Annotated in this window: 15 protein-coding genes; 5 read left to right on the top strand and 10 right to left on the bottom strand. The window is 73.8% G+C overall.

Annotation, left to right across the window (positions count from 1 at the left end; translation table 11 throughout):
- The first annotated feature begins 94 nt into the window (after positions 1 to 94).
- Positions 95 to 1,330 carry a glycoside hydrolase family 26 protein gene (locus ACF062_RS22315; RefSeq protein WP_392140585.1) on the top strand — a complete coding sequence of 412 codons (1,236 nt, stop codon included), beginning with the start codon at positions 95 to 97 and terminating at the stop codon, positions 1,328 to 1,330.
- A 24-nt stretch (positions 1,331 to 1,354) separates the two neighbouring features.
- Here ACF062_RS22315 and ACF062_RS22310 read toward each other — a convergent pair whose 3' ends face one another.
- The 8 genes from ACF062_RS22310 to ACF062_RS22275 are packed head-to-tail and all read right to left on the bottom strand — an operon-like array spanning position 1,355 to position 10,835.
- A complete protein-coding gene (locus ACF062_RS22310) occupies positions 1,355 to 2,539 on the bottom strand; it encodes a GNAT family N-acetyltransferase (protein ID WP_392140583.1) in 1,185 nt (394 codons plus the stop codon).
- Positions 2,536 to 3,186: a lipopolysaccharide biosynthesis protein gene (locus tag ACF062_RS22305; protein WP_392140581.1), complete on the bottom strand. Its 651-nt coding sequence runs from the start codon at positions 3,184 to 3,186 to the stop codon at positions 2,536 to 2,538. The genes ACF062_RS22310 and ACF062_RS22305 overlap by 4 nt, the downstream gene beginning before the upstream one ends.
- Positions 3,183 to 4,331 carry a glycosyltransferase gene (locus tag ACF062_RS22300; RefSeq protein ID WP_392140580.1) on the bottom strand — a complete coding sequence of 383 codons (1,149 nt, stop codon included), beginning with the start codon at positions 4,329 to 4,331 and terminating at the stop codon, positions 3,183 to 3,185. The genes ACF062_RS22305 and ACF062_RS22300 overlap by 4 nt, the downstream gene beginning before the upstream one ends.
- Positions 4,328 to 5,113 carry a polysaccharide deacetylase family protein gene (locus ACF062_RS22295; RefSeq protein WP_392140578.1) on the bottom strand — a complete coding sequence of 262 codons (786 nt, stop codon included), beginning with the start codon at positions 5,111 to 5,113 and terminating at the stop codon, positions 4,328 to 4,330. The genes ACF062_RS22300 and ACF062_RS22295 overlap by 4 nt, the downstream gene beginning before the upstream one ends.
- Positions 5,103 to 6,725 (bottom strand): lipid II flippase MurJ, encoded by a 1,623-nt coding sequence (locus ACF062_RS22290; RefSeq protein WP_392140576.1) that lies wholly within the window; start codon positions 6,723 to 6,725, stop codon positions 5,103 to 5,105. Before ACF062_RS22290 ends, ACF062_RS22295 begins: the two co-directional genes overlap by 11 nt.
- Complete coding sequence (locus tag ACF062_RS22285) at positions 6,722 to 8,110, bottom strand: O-antigen ligase family protein (RefSeq protein ID WP_392140574.1); 1,389 nt, start codon at positions 8,108 to 8,110, stop codon at positions 6,722 to 6,724. Before ACF062_RS22285 ends, ACF062_RS22290 begins: the two co-directional genes overlap by 4 nt.
- 5 nt (positions 8,111 to 8,115) lie before the next feature.
- Entirely contained in the window at positions 8,116 to 9,645 is a 1,530-nt protein-coding gene (locus ACF062_RS22280; protein WP_392140572.1) for an exopolysaccharide biosynthesis polyprenyl glycosylphosphotransferase, read from the bottom strand.
- On the bottom strand, positions 9,642 to 10,835 hold the full coding sequence (locus ACF062_RS22275) for a glycosyltransferase (protein WP_392140570.1): 1,194 nt from the start codon (positions 10,833 to 10,835) through the stop codon (positions 9,642 to 9,644). The genes ACF062_RS22280 and ACF062_RS22275 overlap by 4 nt, the downstream gene beginning before the upstream one ends.
- 441 nt (positions 10,836 to 11,276) lie before the next feature.
- Here ACF062_RS22275 and ACF062_RS22270 point away from each other — a divergent pair, with 441 nt between their 5' ends.
- The 4 genes from ACF062_RS22270 to ACF062_RS22255 all read left to right on the top strand — a co-directional run bounded on the left by ACF062_RS22270 (position 11,277) and on the right by ACF062_RS22255 (position 13,997).
- Complete coding sequence (locus tag ACF062_RS22270) at positions 11,277 to 11,516, top strand: chaplin (protein WP_392140568.1); 240 nt, start codon at positions 11,277 to 11,279, stop codon at positions 11,514 to 11,516.
- A gap of 262 nt (positions 11,517 to 11,778) precedes the next feature.
- Positions 11,779 to 12,462: a hypothetical protein gene (locus ACF062_RS22265; protein ID WP_392140567.1), complete on the top strand. Its 684-nt coding sequence runs from the start codon at positions 11,779 to 11,781 to the stop codon at positions 12,460 to 12,462.
- Positions 12,463 to 12,686: 224 nt separating this feature from the next.
- Positions 12,687 to 12,968: a hypothetical protein gene (locus ACF062_RS22260; protein WP_320590372.1), complete on the top strand. Its 282-nt coding sequence runs from the start codon at positions 12,687 to 12,689 to the stop codon at positions 12,966 to 12,968.
- Positions 12,969 to 13,331: 363 nt separating this feature from the next.
- Positions 13,332 to 13,997 (top strand): vitamin K epoxide reductase family protein, encoded by a 666-nt coding sequence (locus ACF062_RS22255; protein WP_392140565.1) that lies wholly within the window; start codon positions 13,332 to 13,334, stop codon positions 13,995 to 13,997.
- Between the two features lie 22 nt (positions 13,998 to 14,019).
- On the opposite strand, the gene ACF062_RS22250 is transcribed toward ACF062_RS22255, so the two are convergent.
- Entirely contained in the window at positions 14,020 to 14,673 is a 654-nt protein-coding gene (locus ACF062_RS22250; protein ID WP_392140563.1) for a M23 family metallopeptidase, read from the bottom strand.
- A 110-nt stretch (positions 14,674 to 14,783) separates the two neighbouring features.
- Positions 14,784 to 14,969 carry a hypothetical protein gene (locus tag ACF062_RS22245; protein ID WP_392140561.1) on the bottom strand — a complete coding sequence of 62 codons (186 nt, stop codon included), beginning with the start codon at positions 14,967 to 14,969 and terminating at the stop codon, positions 14,784 to 14,786.
- Positions 14,970 to 15,002 lie beyond the last annotated feature (33 nt).

The following is a 15,002-nucleotide window of genomic DNA, read 5'->3' as shown; positions in this document are numbered from 1 at the left end:
ATGTGGCGGAACGCGGGATTAGAAACTCGATTGGCGTAATAGGAATAAGTATGACGGAGTGTCAGTGCGGGGTGGCTGAGAAAGAGGAGCGGTCATGGATACAGGGCTTCGACGGCGCGGTGGACGGTTCGTCTTTCTCGCGGTCGGAATCGTTTCGGCGGTGACCCTCGCCTCCGCCCCGGCCCATACGACGGGCATCGCGCGCGAGGGCGATCCGCCGGGGGCCCTGCCGCCGCCTCCGGTGGCCTCCGTGGGCCCGGTGATCCCCGCGCTCCCGGCGGCTCCCGCCGACAAGGCGCCCGCGGAGAAGGCGCCCGCCTTCGGCGCGTATCTCGACTACGGGCCCCGCGGGGTCGCGCGCATGAGCGAGCTCAGCCAGTGGCTCGGCGGGGCCGAGCTGCGGGTCGGCCACACCTACCTCCCCGGCGACCGCTGGAGCAACATCGAGGGCGCCCCGCGCTTCCTGGAGGCCTGGGCCGCCTGGCGCAAGGAGAAGGACGACAGACTCTTCGTCCTCAACGTCCCGATGCTCGAACGCAACGAGGAGGGCGTGAGCGACCGCGAGGTCGCCGGGCTGCTGCGGCAGGGCGCCGCGGGCCGCTTCGACCACCACTTCCGGGTGCTCGCCGAACGCCTGGTCGACCTCGGCGTGCCCGACACGGTGCTCGTGCCGGGCTGGGAGATGAACGGCACGACCTACACCCATCGCTGTGGCCCGGACCCGGAGTCCTGGAAGAAGTACTGGAACAGGATCGTCACCACGATGCGCTCGGTGGCCGGACAGAGGTTTCGGTTCGACTTCACACCCAACAGAGGGCGTGACGCCGTTCCTTGGACGCAGTGCTATCCCGGTGACGACGTGGTCGACATCATCGGTATGGACTCGTACGACCAGCCGCGCGGAATGTCATTCGACGAACAGGTCGAGGAACCCTTCGGGCTCCAGGACCACGTCGACTTCGCGACGGCGCACAAGAAGCCCATCTCCTATCCGGAATGGGGACTTTTCCGCAACGGCGACAACGAAGAATATATGCGCCGGATGCTGAAATGGATGGACGAGAAGAAGCCTTTGTACAACACCGTCACCGACTACTGCCCGCACGGCGTATGGCAGTGCAAGGCGAACCCCGGGGCGTCGGCGGTCTACCGCGATCTGCTCTCCGGGCGCGACAGCACACCGACTGTGCCCTCCGTGCCGACCGTGCCGACCGAGCCGGTGGCGCCGCCCGAGTGTTCACCGCTGGCCCTCGGCGACTGGGTCGAGTACTGGCTGGGCGGGAAGCTGTGCCTGCGGTTCGACTGGTGGCAGGGGACGCGGCGTTCCTGAGGCGGCGGCAGGCGGCGCGGGCCCTCACGAGGTGTCCCCGCCGCCACGGCCCGCCTCCCGCTTGCCCCGCGCCTCCCGCTCCCGCATCCGTTCCTTCGCCCACTGCCGGGCCGACGCGTCCCAGAGCGCCGCCGCCAGCAGGGGCGCCGTCCGCCTGCGGGCCAGCAGGAAGCGCTGGTTGGTGACCGGTTCGGGCCGCCAGTGGTGCTTGTAGGGCTCGTCGCCGCGCAGCAGGCTCAGCGCGCGCCGCTGTTCGCCGCCGGTGTGGCGGGTGCACGCGTTCAGAAGCATCGTCGCCACGTCCACCTTGCGCTCCCGCAGGCGCGGATGCGCGCCGTACAGGTAGCCCCCGGCCAGCGTGCCGGAGAGCAGCGTCAGATCGGCGGCCATCACCTCGCCGTCGAGGTGGAACTCGGTCACCACCGCCTCACCGGCCGCGACCATGGGCCGCATCGAGCGCAGCAGGTGCTCGCGGAACCGCGGCTGAAGGTGCTCGGAGGTCACCTTGCGGCCCTGCCACTGCAACTCGTGCAGACGCAGCAGGGTCCTGACCGACGCCTCCACCTCCTCGGCGGGCACGGTGCGTGCCTGCACACCCAGTGCCGCCAGCTTGCGCATCTTGGCGCGGGTGCGCTGGGCCCGCGGCGTCGGCAGCCGCTGGAGCAGTTCCTCCATGGGCAGCGGGGGAAGCTCAAGGCAGGGGGAGTCGGCCAGCGCTCGCTTCGGCCCCGGCCACCGTTCATGGACCGCCTCGACGCAGGCGCCGGGGCGGACCTCCCCGAAGTCGATCAGCGCGGTCGAGGCCAGCGTGCGCAGGCCCGCCACCAGCGCCTCGGTCCCGGCCTCGCGCAGGTCGCCGTCCACCAGCACGTCCGAGAAGTCGGAGATCGCGCCGCCGAGCGGCTTCAGCGCCGGCAGCGGGCGGGTCACCCGCATCATCGGGGCGGCGGCGACGAGCCGCTCGCCCTGGTGGACCAGGAGCACCCGCAGCCGCCCGCGCCGTCCGTAGGACCGCCACCAGGAGGAGAGCCACGCGTGGCTCTGGAACGGCGTGGCCGCCTCGCAGGACCGGTGCAGCCGCGCCCACTGGCCGGCCAGCGCCTCGAACTCGCCCTCGTCGGCGCACACCCGCGTGACGAGGAGACCCCTGCCGGTGGCCGTACCGGTGGTCGTACCCGTGGCCGTGCCCGTGCTCGTCGCCGTGCTCATGTGGCGCTCCGGGCCAGGGCCCACGCCGGTCCGGGGACCGAGGCGGCGGCGGGCGCCTCCGTACGGCCCCGGGGGCGTACCAGGAGGGCGAGCCCGCCGAGCAGGCCGCCCGCGCAGCCGCCGACCAGGGTCGTCACCCCGGCGGAGAGCGAGGACGGCTCGGTGGGCTCAAGGGCCCGGGAGAACGTGAGCAGTTTGACCTGCGTGCTGTCCTTGGCGTGGTTGGCGTTCGTGGCGAGCGACCTGGCCACCGCGTTCGCGGTCACGGCGGCCGCCGACGGCTTCCCCGACCGTGCGGAGATCGAGATCATCGGCGCGTCGGGGGAGGTGGCCACCTGCACGCTGTCCCGCAGCTCCGCGGCCGTCATGCCCGCCTCCACCTGCGCGTCGCCCAGCACGGCCACCTGGGCGGCCACACGGCCGTACGCCTGGGCGAACCCCAGCGCCGTGGCCGGATCCGCCTTGGCCTGCGGTACGGCGACGACGTAACTGGTGGCGGTGTACTGCGGCGTCTGGAACACGCCGTACCCGCCGCCCACCAGGATGCCGGCCGCCGCGCAGGCCGGCAGGGGCCACCAGCGGGGCAGCCGGGCCAGGCGGGCGCGCAGGGCGTCGGCGCGCGACCGCTCGTTCACGGAGTCGCTCATCGAGGATTCACCTCCAGGGTCGGGCCGGAGACAACCGACGCGTAGACGCGCATCAGCTGGTCGGCGCTTCGGGTGATGCTGTAGTGCCCCACCGAGGCGGGTGCCGAGCGGCGCGGGGGGCGGGCGCCGCGCAGGCCGTAGAGGGCCTGCGCGAAGGAGTCCGGGTCGCTCGGGCGGTACGAGGCGTTGGTCCGCGCGTCGGCGGGCAGGTCGTCGAGGGCGGGGCACGAGGCGTAGAGCACGGGGAGCCCGCAGGCCAGGCCCTCCACGAGTGCGAGCCCGAAGGCCTCCTCGGGGGAGGGGGAGGCCAGCGCGTCCATGGCGGACAGGAGCGAGGGCAGGGCGGGGGCGCCGTTCCCGCCGGTCTCGCTCTCGTCGTGGGCGGCCTCGCCCGCGAACCGCACCCGGTCGGCGAGGCCGAGGCGGTGGGCCAGCTGCCGCAGCTCCTGCTCCTTGGGGCCCGCGCCGACGAGCAGCACGGCGACGTCCTCGGGCAGTTGGGCCGCCGCGTGCAGGAGTACGTCGAAACGCTTGCCGCCGGTGAGGCGGCCCACGCCCCCGATGACGAACGCGGAGTCGGGCAGACGCAGCCACCGCCGGGTGCGGACCCGGGCCGCCGGGTCGAACCGGAAGCGGTCCACGTCGATGCCGTTCGGCACCACCCGGATGCGCCGCCGGGGCACGCCCCAGCGGTGCAGCCGCTGTCCCACGGCGGGGGAGACGGCGACCGTCATCCGCCCCAGCCGCTCCCCCGCGAGGTACAGCGCGCGGACGCCCGCGGTGAGCGGCCGGCCTTCCATCTGCGAGTCGCCGAGGGAGTGTTCGGTGGCCACCACCGCGCGCACCCCGGCCAGGCGGGCCGCGAGTCGCCCGTACAGGCAGGCGCGGTAGAGGTGGGTGTGGACCGCGTCGTACCGGCCTGCCCTGATGACGCGGGCCAGCCGGGGCAGCGCCGCCACGTCGCGGTTGCCGGACATGCCGAGGTCGGTCACGCGCGTGCCGTCGGCCGTGATCCCGCGCGCCACGGCGCCCGCGTCGGTCAGCGTCACGACGTCGCACCGCACCGGCAGGTGGCGCAGCAGCAGGCGCAGTTGCTGTTCGGCGCCGCCGACGCCGAGGCCGGTGATGACGTGCAGGACCTTCATCCGGTGACCGCCGAGCGGTCCAGGGCGCGGTGCCGGAGCCGGTTCGTCCACAGCTTCAGCCGCAGGCGCGAGGCCGAGTCGTTCTGGCCGATGTGCACGCGGGGCAGCGCGTACGGACCGGTGAGCGGGCCGGGCGCGATGGCGCAGGCGTAGCGGTACCCGGCGTTCCGTACGGCGGTGATCACCCGCTCGTCGACGTGGCCGTACGGATAGCAGAAGCCCCCCACCTCGGTGCCGGTCAGGCCGGTCAGCGCCGCCCGGCTGCCGCTGACCTCGCGGCGCAGGGTCTCCTCGTCGGCGGTGGTGAGGTCGACGTGGGTCAGCCCGTGCGAGGCGACCTCGACGCCGCTCGCGGCGGCGTGCCGGATGCCGTCGGCGCCCAGGAGCGGCTTGCGTGGGCCCAGCGGGTCCCAGGCGTTGTCGCCGTCGAGGCGGCCCGGCAGCACGAACAGGGTGGCCGTGCAGTCGTGGTGCCGCAGCAGCGGCAGGGCGAGGTCGACGAAGTCGCGGTAGCCGTCGTCGAAGGTGAGCCCCACCAGGCCGTGTTCCTCGCCCCGCGCGCAGGCGTCCATGAGGTGGCGCATCGACACCCCGCGCAGGCCCTGGCGGCGCAGCCAGCGCAGCTGGGCGGCGAGGCGGTCGGGGGAGACGGTGACGCGGTACGGATCGTCGGTGGGGTCCCCGACGGAGTGGTACATCGCGATCCACGCGGACGGCCGGGGCGGCCCGGTCCGCGGGAGGGGCTCGGCGGAAGGGGCGGGCGGGGTGAGGTCAACGGGCATGACGCAGCTTTCCTGTGACGGAGCGGAGGGCGGACGGCCAGGGCTGGGCGCGCAGGAGCAGGCCGAGCAGCACGAAGGAGACGGTGACCACCGCGCCGGAGGCCAGGACGGCGAGGGCGGGCTGCCCCACCCGCTCCGCGCACAGTGCCCCCAGTGCCGTGGCACCCCCGGCGGCGGCCACGAGGCGCCCCAGCTGCCCGGCGAGCCTTTGCGTCCTGATGGGCACGGTGTCCGGGCCCATGCCGCGCAGCAGGAGCAGCGCGCTGACGCAGATGCCGGTGGCGTTGGCCGCGGCGATGCCGTGGACGCCCCAGGTGCCGACGGTGAGGAAGCCGATGCCCGCGGTGGTGACGATGCCGGTGAACATCGTGTAGCAGGGGATCCAGGTGGTCCTGGCGAGGGAGAAGTGGGCGCGGGCGAGCGCGCCCACCAGCGTGTGCCCGAGCAGGCCGAGGGCGTAGACGCGCATGACGGACGCGGTGACGGCGGTGTCCCGCGCGGTGAACGCACCGCGCTGGAAGAGCAGTTCGATCAGGGCGGGCGCGGAGGCGATGACCGCGGCGGTGCCGAGCAGCACCACGCAGCCCGCGAGGACGACGTCGCGCTCCACGCGGTCCCTGGCCCGCTCCGTCTCCCCGGCCGCCAGCGCGCGGGCGACCACCGGGAAGGTGACGGTGCACAGCATCAGGGAGAGGACCATCGGCATCTGCGCGACCTTCTGCGCGTAGTTCAGATGCGAGATGGCCCCGGCGGGCAGCGACGAGGCCAGGAAGCGTTCGATGAGGACCTGCGACTGGCGGCAGAGCGCGAAGAGCAGGACCGTCCAGATGATCGCGGTCTGGAGCGTCGCGGCCGCCACCGGCCCCTCGGTGGCCGGGGCGGCGGCGGGGCCGCGCCTCAACTCCCGCCACAGAGAGGGCGCTTGTACGACCACCATCAGCGCGCCGCCCACCGCGACCCCCGCCGCCGCGGCCCGCACACCCCAGGGCGCCGCCAGCACGAACAGGGCGGTGATGATGGCCGCGTTGTAGGCGACGTACACGGTCGCGGGCGTGACGAACCGGTGGTGTGCCCGCAGCGCCGCGCTGCAATAACCGGTGAGCCCGAAGGTGAAGGCACAGGTGGCGGTCAGCCGCGTACAGTCCACGGCGGCCTGCCGGTCGGGCAGCCCCGGCGCCAGCAGCGCCACCACGTACGGCGCCGCCGCCATGAGCACCAGCGACGCGGCGGCGAACCACAGCGACATCCGAGGCAGCGACGCCCGCACGAGCGCCCGGACCGGGTCCCCGGCGGCGGCGTCCGCGCGGCGGGCGAGCGCCAGGCTGAACGCCGGTACGAGGAAGAAGGCCAGGCCGTCCTCGATGAGCAGCGTCGCCGCCAGTTCCGGGATCGTCCACGCGACGAGGAAGGCGTCGGTGTCGGTCCCGGCGCCGAAGAAGTGCGCCAGCGTCTGGTCCCGCACGAGGCCGAGGAGCGAACCGGCCACCGACAGCGCGGCGGTGACCAGCCAGGCCTTGGCGAGGAACGACCCGCCGCTCTTCGCGGCCGGTTTCCCCGTCCCGGGTGGGGGCGGCGCCTGCTCCGCGGCCACCGAGGGCGGCACGGTCGTCATCGCGCGCCCGCCTCCCCCGGCAGCCCGCGCGGGCCTGCCGCCGCCTGCGAGCGCTCCTGCGGCCGGGCGCGCGAGGCGACCGCCCACCACGCCGCGACGCCGAACGCGACGGCCGTCAGCACGGTCGAGGGCCCGCCGATATCGGCGTACACGAAGTCGACGAGCTGCCAGATCAGCAGTCCGCAGGCCAGCAGCGCGCAGTCCAGCTCAGGACCGCCGGGCCCGTCCGGCCGGGCGCACCGGCGCTTCCACCGCCGCAGCCCGCACACGAGCAGCGCCACCCAGCCGCCGGCCAGCGTGACGAGACCGAGCAGCCCCTGCTCGCCGAGCACGAGCAGGTACATGTTGTGCGGGGACAGCAATGGCTGGCGTACGAAGCCGCTGCCCGCCCCGGCGGTGTCGCTGCCGGAGGACAGGGCGAGCGAGGCGTGAGCGTCGCGGTGGTCGGGGAAGCCCTTGAGGCCGACGCCGGTCACCGGCCGCTCACGCCACATGTCGGCCGACGCCGCCCACATCGTGTACCGGTCGGTGACGGACTGGTCGGGCGCCCCGGTGACCTGGGTGATGCTGCTGAGCCGTTGCTGGAGCATGGCCGAGCCCACGCCGAGCCCCGCGACCAGGACCACGGCCGCCGCGCCCCCGGCCAGCAGGACCCGGCCCGCCCGGCGCGCCCCCGCGAGCAGCAGGACACCGAGGCAGGCCGCCGCCGTCGCGATCCACGCGCCGCGGCTGAAGGACAGGGCGAGCGGCACGGTCAGCAGGGCCGCGCACACCGCCGCCGCACACCGCTGGCGCGGCGCGTGCGGGCGGAAGGCCAGCGCGAGGGCGCAGACGATCCCGTAGGAGACGACGGTGGCCATCCCCATGACGTCCGTGGAGCCGAACGTCCCGACGGCGCGGATGTCCTCGCCCATGTACGAGGCCCCGGTACCGGTCAGGTTCTGGTGGACGCCGATGGTGCCCTGCCACAGCGCCAGCGCCACGAACGCCCAGGCGATCAGACGGAAGTGGCGCGCGTCGCGGATCAGGACGAGCACGGCCGCGGGTACCAGCACGAAGATCTGGAGGTAGCGCGCGGCCCCGGCGACGCCGGTCGCGGCGGAGGCGGCCCCGCAGGCGGCCACGGTGATGCCGACGACCGGAAGTCCGAGGAGTACGGCGGCCGTCCGGCTCAGCGGGCGCCGCCGGGTGCGTGCGAGATGGACGGCGCAGAGGCCGACGAGGAGGGCCGAGGCCGCGTCGGCCACCGTCCCGGTCCCGCCGCCGCCCGACGCCTCGCCACCGGATTCCGGCACGGGCAGCGCGAGCAGCGCGATCACCAGGACCACCGGCAGGACCGGGGCGCTGCGCCCGAGCTCGCGCAGGACGACGTCGCGTGGGGTCACCGCGCTCAGCTCCCCGTGCGGCGGACGAGACAGCCGAGGGTGCGCAGCAGGATGCACATGTCCTGCCAGAAGGTCCAGCTGTCGATGTAGGCGTTGTCGAAGCGGCACCGGTCCTCGATGGAGGTGTCCCCGCGCAGCCCGTGGATCTGGGCGAGCCCGGTGATACCGGTCGGCATCCGGTGCCGTCGCGCGTAGTCCGGATAGGTCTGGCTGAACCGCTCGACGAAGAAGGGGCGTTCAGGGCGCGGTCCGACGAGGCTCATGTCGCCGCGCAGGACGTTCCACAGCTGCGGCAGCTCGTCCAGCGAGGTGCTGCGCAGGAAGCGGCAGAAGGCGTTCATGTGATGCTCGTCCGCGACGCTCCACCGGGTGGCCGCCTCCTGGGAGTCGGCGGGCCGGTGGGTGCGGAACTTCAGCAGGGTGAAAAGCCGCCCGTCCTTGCCGACGCGTTCCTGCCGGAAGATCACGCCGGGCCCTTCCACGGTCCGCAGCACCAGCGCGCAGACCAGCAGCACCGGGGCGGCCGCGAGGAGCAGCACCCCCGCCACCGTGACGTCCAGCAGCCGCTTGGCGAAGCTCGTCCCGCGGTGCCCCGCGAACGCCAGCGGACGGCAGGCGAACCCGGCGACGCGCTGCCTGGCGTCCTGCCGTGGCAGGGCCTCGGCGGGGCGCGGGTCGATCTCCCACAGGTCGCAGCCGAGGCCGCCGAGCACCGGCACCATGCCCGCGAGCGCGGGGCCGCGGCCGGTGAGCAGCAGCACAGTGCGTACGTCGTTCTGGATGACGGCCCGGTGGAGTTCGTCCTCGGTGCCGAGCACGGGCAGTTCGGGGGCGGACCCGTCGGGCGGCTCCGCGGCGTCACCCGCCGCTTCGGCCTCCGCCGCCCCGGCCGTCTCGTGGTCGGTTCGCCGCTCGGCCTCGCTCACCACGCCCACCGGCCGCATCCCGCAGCGGGGACGCCGCAGCAGCGCGGCCGCCACGGCCCGCGCCTCACCGCCCGGCCCGAGCACCAGCACCGGCCGGGGTCTTCGCGCGGCGCCGGCCCGCCGCCGCCAGTGCACCAGGGCGCGCCCGGCGACGGCCAGCAGACACTGGGCCGCGCCGAGCGTGGCCAGCGTGGACAGGGGGAGCGGCGGCACCGGGGCGGGCAGGGCCGGGGCGAGGACGGCGGTGAGGGCCCAGCCGAGCGCGACCCGCCCGGCGAGCGAAGGCACCTCGTCGAGCGTGGCGGGCAGCGCGGTGTACGCGTACAGCCGCCCCTGCGCGTTCAGGGCGAGGACGACGGCGAGCAGCAGCGGCGCCAGCGCCACGTACGCCCCCGGATCGTCGAGGAGGAGCGGCGCGAGCAGCACCCCCGCGCAGTCGGCGGCCACCAGGGCGGCGACCGGGCGCCGACGGCGGGAGGGGGGTCGCGGCCGGGCGTCGGCGCGCGCGCCCACCGCTCCACGGGGGGCGACGACGAAGGAGCCGGGCGGGGCCTGGGTGTCCTGCCGGGACTGACCTGACGAGGAGGCGACGGTTCGTTCCGCACTCACGGGGTGGTGCACTCCCTGTAGTCGGGGGCGTCGGGAGCCTCGGCGGCCTCGGTGGGCTCCGCTCCCAGAAGCTCGCGGTACACCACGCCGATCGAGGCCGAGGCGTGCCGCGCGTCGTGGTGGTCCAGGACATGCCGGCGGCCTCGGCGGCCGAGCGCGTCGCGCAGCTCCCCGTCCCGCAGCAGCGCGACCAGGGCCCGGCCCAGCGCGGCGGGGTCCTCCGGCGGTACGAGCGCGTGCGCGCGGCCGTCCCGCGGCAGGCTCTCCCGGGCGCCGTCCACATCGGCGACGACGACCGGCCGGGCGCAGGCCATGGCCTCCAGCGGGGCCAGCGCCATGCCCTCCCACCGGGAGGGCAGCACCACCACGTCGGCCGCCCGGTACCAGTCGGCGGCATCCCGCGCGGCCCCGGCGAACACCACGGACGGGTCCGCCGCCGCGCGCAGCCTGGCGGCGTCGGGCCCGTCCCCCACGAGCACCAGGCGGGCGCCGGGCACCCGCTCGGTCACCGAGGCCCAGGCGCGCAGCAGGACGTCCTGCCCCTTCTGCCGGCACAGCCTGCCGACGCACACCACGAGGGGGACGCCCGCGAAGGATGCGGGCAGCAGCCGTGCGCGGGCCGCGTGCGGCGCGCCGGGCCCGAAGCGGTCGACGTCCACGCCGTTGGGGACCACCGAGAAGGAGCCGTCGACGCCCGCGCGGACGCCGGTGAGCCGTTCGGCCTCGCTGACGCAGACGATGCGCGTCGCCCAGCCGGCCGCGCGCCGCTCCCAGAGCCGGGCCAGGAGAGCGGTGGCCCCGCCGACCGCCTCGAAGGACCAGGCGTGCGGCTGGAAGACGGTCGGGATCCGCCCGCGCAGGGCGAGCCGGGCGGCGAGCCCGGCCTTGGCGCTGTGGGCGTGGACAAGTGTCGGCCGTACGGCGTCGATGACGCGGCTCAGCTCCCGGACCTCGCCGCGCAGGCGGGGCCCGGGGGAGCGCGACGCCGACCAGGGGTGGCCCCGCACGCCGCCGGGGGCGTCGCTCACCGCCCGGGGCAGGAAGCCCTCGTGCGGGCAGGCCACGTGGACGTCCATGCCCGCCGCCGCCTGAGCGCGGGCGAGATCGACGACGACCCGTGCCACACCGCCGTCCACGGGCTGGCTGACGTGCAGGATCCGTGGCGAGAGGGGTGTTGGCGGCAGGGGCATGCGCACCTCCCTGGAGTCGGTGACGAACACGCGACGCGGGCCCGGGGAGTGGCGCATGACGGCGTTGGCCTTCCGAAGTGTGAAGAGCTCTGACCACAGCGGAGATGAGAGGTTCGCATTGAATGCGATGTTCCGACACATATGACTGAAATGCCGGTTTCAGGAGGGCAACTGTAACGGCTGTGCGGTGCCACTCCGTCAACCCGCGTACGTGTGTCGGATTCGTGAAGGGCGGGGACGGCCCGGCGGCCGTGAGCGCGGCAGGCGCCCCCGTGAGCTGGTGCGACGCCCCGTCGGCGCGTCAACCAGCGCTGCCGTCACGGCAATCCGAGCCGCCGCACATCACTCGTCCGGGCGCACAACTCGCCGTGCCGATCGGCAGTTGATCCCACGTACGGGCACACGGCCCGTACGGCACACCCTCACAAGGAGCACTACTCCATGTCGCGTACCACCAAGGCCCTCGCCCTGTCCGCCGTCGCCGCCGCCGCGATGGCCGCGGGCGCGGGCGTCGCCACCGCCGACGCCGGCGCGCAGGGCACCGCCGCCCACTCCCCCGGCGTGGTCTCCGGCAACGTCATCCAGGTGCCGGTCCACGTGCCCACGAACGTCTGCGGCAACACCGTGAACGTCATCGCTCTGCTGAACCCGGCGTTCGGCAACGCCTGCGCCAACGTCTGACAGGTCGTCGCCGAACGGCCGTCCCCGCCTCGGCGGGGGCGGCCGTTCGGCGTGTTCGGGGGCGGTGACAGGCCTCCCGGTGCCCCGAATGGGGGCCGGGGCGCGAGCGGCCGACCACCCGTCACATCCCGGTGCCCACCTGCGTGGACGCGCCCCGGCCCCGGAGCCGTGCAGCACGTACCGGAGTCCTTCGGTTGCGGGTCGCGTGCACCGCTTCCACGGTGATCACAAGATCCGACACATCACCGAAAGGGACTCACCTATGCGCGCTCTGCCCGTACGGCGTATCGCGACCTCCGCCCTGTGCGCGACGCTGCTCCTCGGCACGGCCGGCACCGCCATCGCCCTCTCCGGCGACGACACACCCCGCGACGACGAGACCCTGACCGAGCACCGTGCGCCCGCCCCGGCCCCGGAGACGATGCTGGCCCAGGCCAAGCAGCTCCACGACGCCGCGGGGGTCATCACCCCGGCCACGGAACTGCTCACCGCGGTGCTCAAGGCACCGGGCAACAAGCTCTCCCCCGAGGACGTCAGGAAGCACAGGGAGGCCATGAAGCGGGCGGTGGCCGCCGCCCGTACGAAGACGCCCATGGCCCCGGCCGACCCCGCCGTCGTCCAGCTGCCCGAGCAGCCCGCCGGCAGCGTCCCCCGCGACACCAAGGCGCCGGCCGATCCCAGGGCGAGCGCCCTGGCCGCGCTCCAGAAGGCGGACGCCAAGCTGCTCAGGGCCGCCGGGGCGGGCGACGCCGCGGCCGTCCGGGCGCAGGCACCCAAGGTCATCACCGGCATCGTCAACATGACCGCCGCCACCCTGCTCGTCGGCGACATGCCCGCACCCGACCTGGCGGGTCTGCCGCCACTGCCGAAGGCACCCGAGTCCCAGGGCCTGCCGACCACAACCCTGCCGCAGACCCCGGCCGTGCCCGAGGCCGCCAAACCCTGACCCGGCCGACGTGGAGCGAGGGAAAGGGCCTTTCTCGGCGGGCAGCTGATATGAGAATGGGACGTGTTCGTCGTTTTCTTCATTCGAGTGGGGTCGGCGGAAGTTTGTGGACCCGGGGGTTTCCGTACTCGCCCGTGCTCGTTGGGCCCGGTGAAGTGAGACGCCAGGCAATCGATGCCTGAACGGTGCCCCCATAGGCGACACGCGTTGCCGAAGAAAGGAACATGATGAAGGCCCTGAAGGCTGCTGCCGTCCTTGCCGGTTCGATCGCCATCGCCGGTTCCGCCGCGCCCGCCTTCGCCGGCGACCTGACGCCCACCCGCCTGACCAGCGAAGTCGAGTCCCTCGCCACCCAGCCCCTGCTGGACCCCAAGCCGGGCGACACGAACCTGATCGACACCAAGAAGGGCGCGTCCGTCGTCAACACCGTCTCGGACGCGGCGGGCCGCATGAACACCACTGGCGGCCCCACGAAGCTCATCGGCGGACTTCCCGCCGCCTCGTAACCCGCGGCCATTCCCTTTCCCCGGTGTATCGCCCCGGCCGGAAAGGGGAGAACGATCCGCGTGCCATCGTCCGGCCCTCCGCGGCCGGGCGACGCAAGGGCCGGTCACCTCTTCCACAGGCCGGCCCTTGCGCGTGTCCCCGTCCGTACGCCAACACGGAGCGTACGAAGGCCAGTTCGACCAGCGGGCGTGTCCGGCCCGCCCGGTGTGACCCCATCGTGTGATGACGGGCCCGGGATCGGCCACATGGGTGACAACGGAGCCGGACCGGCCCCGCGGCGTCTATACCGTTCCCTCCATGACCTCAGCAGCCGGTGAACAGCACCCCTCCGATGCGACCGCGCCCGGAACGGAACCGCGCTGATGAGCACCACCGACCTGCCGCGCCGCGTTCCGCGCCAGGCAGCCGGGGCGCACCGCGCGGACGGCGCGACGCCACCGGAACGCGACCACCGGCCCGAGGGGGGCCGGTGGTTCGGTTTTCTCCTGGTCGCCACCGGCGCGGCGGGACTGCTGGCGGCGTGGGTCATCACGCTCGACAAGTTCAAGCTCCTCCAGGACCCGGACTACACGCCGGGGTGCAGCATGAACCCGGTGGTGGCGTGCGGGAACATCATGAAGAGCGCCCAGGCGTCGGCGTTCGGATTCCCCAACCCCATGCTGGGCCTCGCCGCCTACGCCGTCGTGATCGTCGCCGGGGTGAGCGTGCTGGCGGGCGCCCGCTTCCCGCGCTGGTACTGGCTGACGTTCAACACGGGCGCGCTTTTTGGCGTCGCCTTCTGCACGTGGCTGCAGTTCCAGTCCCTGTACCGCATCAATTCGCTCTGCCTGTGGTGCTGCCTTGCCTGGGCCGCCACCACTGTCCTGTTCTGGTACGTGACGTCTCACAACGTGCGACGCGGATTCCTGCCCGCCCCGCGCGGAGTGCGCGCCTTCCTGAACGAGTTCACGTGGGCGCTTCCGGTGCTGCACCTGGGCACGATCGGAATGCTCGTGCTGACGCGCTGGTGGGACTTCTGGACCAGCTGAGCGTGAGATCAGCGGTCGGCGGTCAAAGGAGGGGCGCCCCTCTTCTGGCCAGATAGCGGACCGGGTCGATGTCCGAGCCGTAGCCGCGCCGCGCCCGTATCTCCAGGTGCAGATGGGGCCCGGTGGCCCGCCCCGTCGCCCCGCTGCTCCCGATACGCGCCCCCGCGCGGATCCGGGCGCCCTGGCGGACCTTGATGCGGGACAGATGGGCGAAGACGGCGTAGTGGCCGTCGCGCATCCGTACCGTCACCGCCTTGCCGTACTGCCCCGACCGGCGCGCCAGTACGACGACGCCCGCGCTCACGGCGTACACGGGCGTCCCGGTCGGCACCGCCAGGTCGATGCCCGTGTGGTGCCCGGCGAGCCAGTCGCCGCGGATGCCGTAGCGCGCGGAGACCCGGAAACCGCGGCGCAGCGGGAGGGTGTACCGGCCGGGCGGCCGCTCGGGGGCGAAGGCCCGGTGCTCCTCGGCCTCGAACAGGGCCTCCGCCATGGCGAGGTCCGCCTCGTACTCGGCGTCGTACCCGCCCGTGCAGACGTCGATGTCACCCGGGTACGCGGCGGCCCCGTGCGCGGTCAGCGGGACCGCTCCGACGGCCAGGAGTCCGGCGGCGACGCGCAGGGCGTCGCGACGCGTGGGAGGCGCGGAAGGCGCCTTCTCTATGTCGTGGTCCATGTCCGCCACCTCACTAGTGGCGGGCCCGGCACGCATCCCGTGGCCGCTCCGACTACGCCAGGCGGCGCAATCGGATACGTATTCCGTGCGGTGCGTGTGGCGGCCGGCCGTCACATGAAGGACATGCCGCCGCCCACGACGCAGGACCTGCCGTACTTCCAGTCGCACTCGATCTGGTGGACGACGTTGCGGGGCGTGCCGCCCGGACCCGTGGGCGCGGCGGCGGCGGGGCTGAACGCCAGCAGTGGGACGAGGGCCAGGACCAGCGACAGCAGCAGTCTGAGGTGAACCGACACGTCCGTTCTCCTCGTGATCGTCGTATCCCGAGA

It is taken from the genome of Streptomyces sp. NPDC015345 (assembly GCF_043078805.1).
GTDB lineage: Bacteria > Actinomycetota > Actinomycetes > Streptomycetales > Streptomycetaceae > Streptomyces.
The sequence above is the reverse complement of the archived record's forward strand: the minus strand, read 5'-3'. Positions and strand labels throughout refer to the sequence as shown.

Excerpts from the sequence above, each read along its gene's own strand:
- ACF062_RS22315 (WP_392140585.1), top strand. The coding sequence starts at position 95 with ATGGATACAGGGCTTCGACGGCGCGGTGGACGGTTCGTCTTTCTCGCG.
- ACF062_RS22310 (WP_392140583.1), bottom strand. The coding sequence starts at position 2,539 with ATGAGCACGGCGACGAGCACGGGCACGGCCACGGGTACGACCACCGGT.
- ACF062_RS22305 (WP_392140581.1), bottom strand. The coding sequence starts at position 3,186 with ATGAGCGACTCCGTGAACGAGCGGTCGCGCGCCGACGCCCTGCGCGCC.
- ACF062_RS22300 (WP_392140580.1), bottom strand. The coding sequence starts at position 4,331 with ATGAAGGTCCTGCACGTCATCACCGGCCTCGGCGTCGGCGGCGCCGAA.
- ACF062_RS22295 (WP_392140578.1), bottom strand. The coding sequence starts at position 5,113 with ATGCCCGTTGACCTCACCCCGCCCGCCCCTTCCGCCGAGCCCCTCCCG.
- ACF062_RS22290 (WP_392140576.1), bottom strand. The coding sequence starts at position 6,725 with ATGACGACCGTGCCGCCCTCGGTGGCCGCGGAGCAGGCGCCGCCCCCA.
- ACF062_RS22275 (WP_392140570.1), bottom strand. The coding sequence starts at position 10,835 with ATGCCCCTGCCGCCAACACCCCTCTCGCCACGGATCCTGCACGTCAGC.
- ACF062_RS22270 (WP_392140568.1), top strand. The coding sequence starts at position 11,277 with ATGTCGCGTACCACCAAGGCCCTCGCCCTGTCCGCCGTCGCCGCCGCC.
- ACF062_RS22265 (WP_392140567.1), top strand. The coding sequence starts at position 11,779 with ATGCGCGCTCTGCCCGTACGGCGTATCGCGACCTCCGCCCTGTGCGCG.
- ACF062_RS22260 (WP_320590372.1), top strand. The coding sequence starts at position 12,687 with ATGATGAAGGCCCTGAAGGCTGCTGCCGTCCTTGCCGGTTCGATCGCC.
- ACF062_RS22255 (WP_392140565.1), top strand. The coding sequence starts at position 13,332 with ATGAGCACCACCGACCTGCCGCGCCGCGTTCCGCGCCAGGCAGCCGGG.
- ACF062_RS22250 (WP_392140563.1), bottom strand. The coding sequence starts at position 14,673 with ATGGACCACGACATAGAGAAGGCGCCTTCCGCGCCTCCCACGCGTCGC.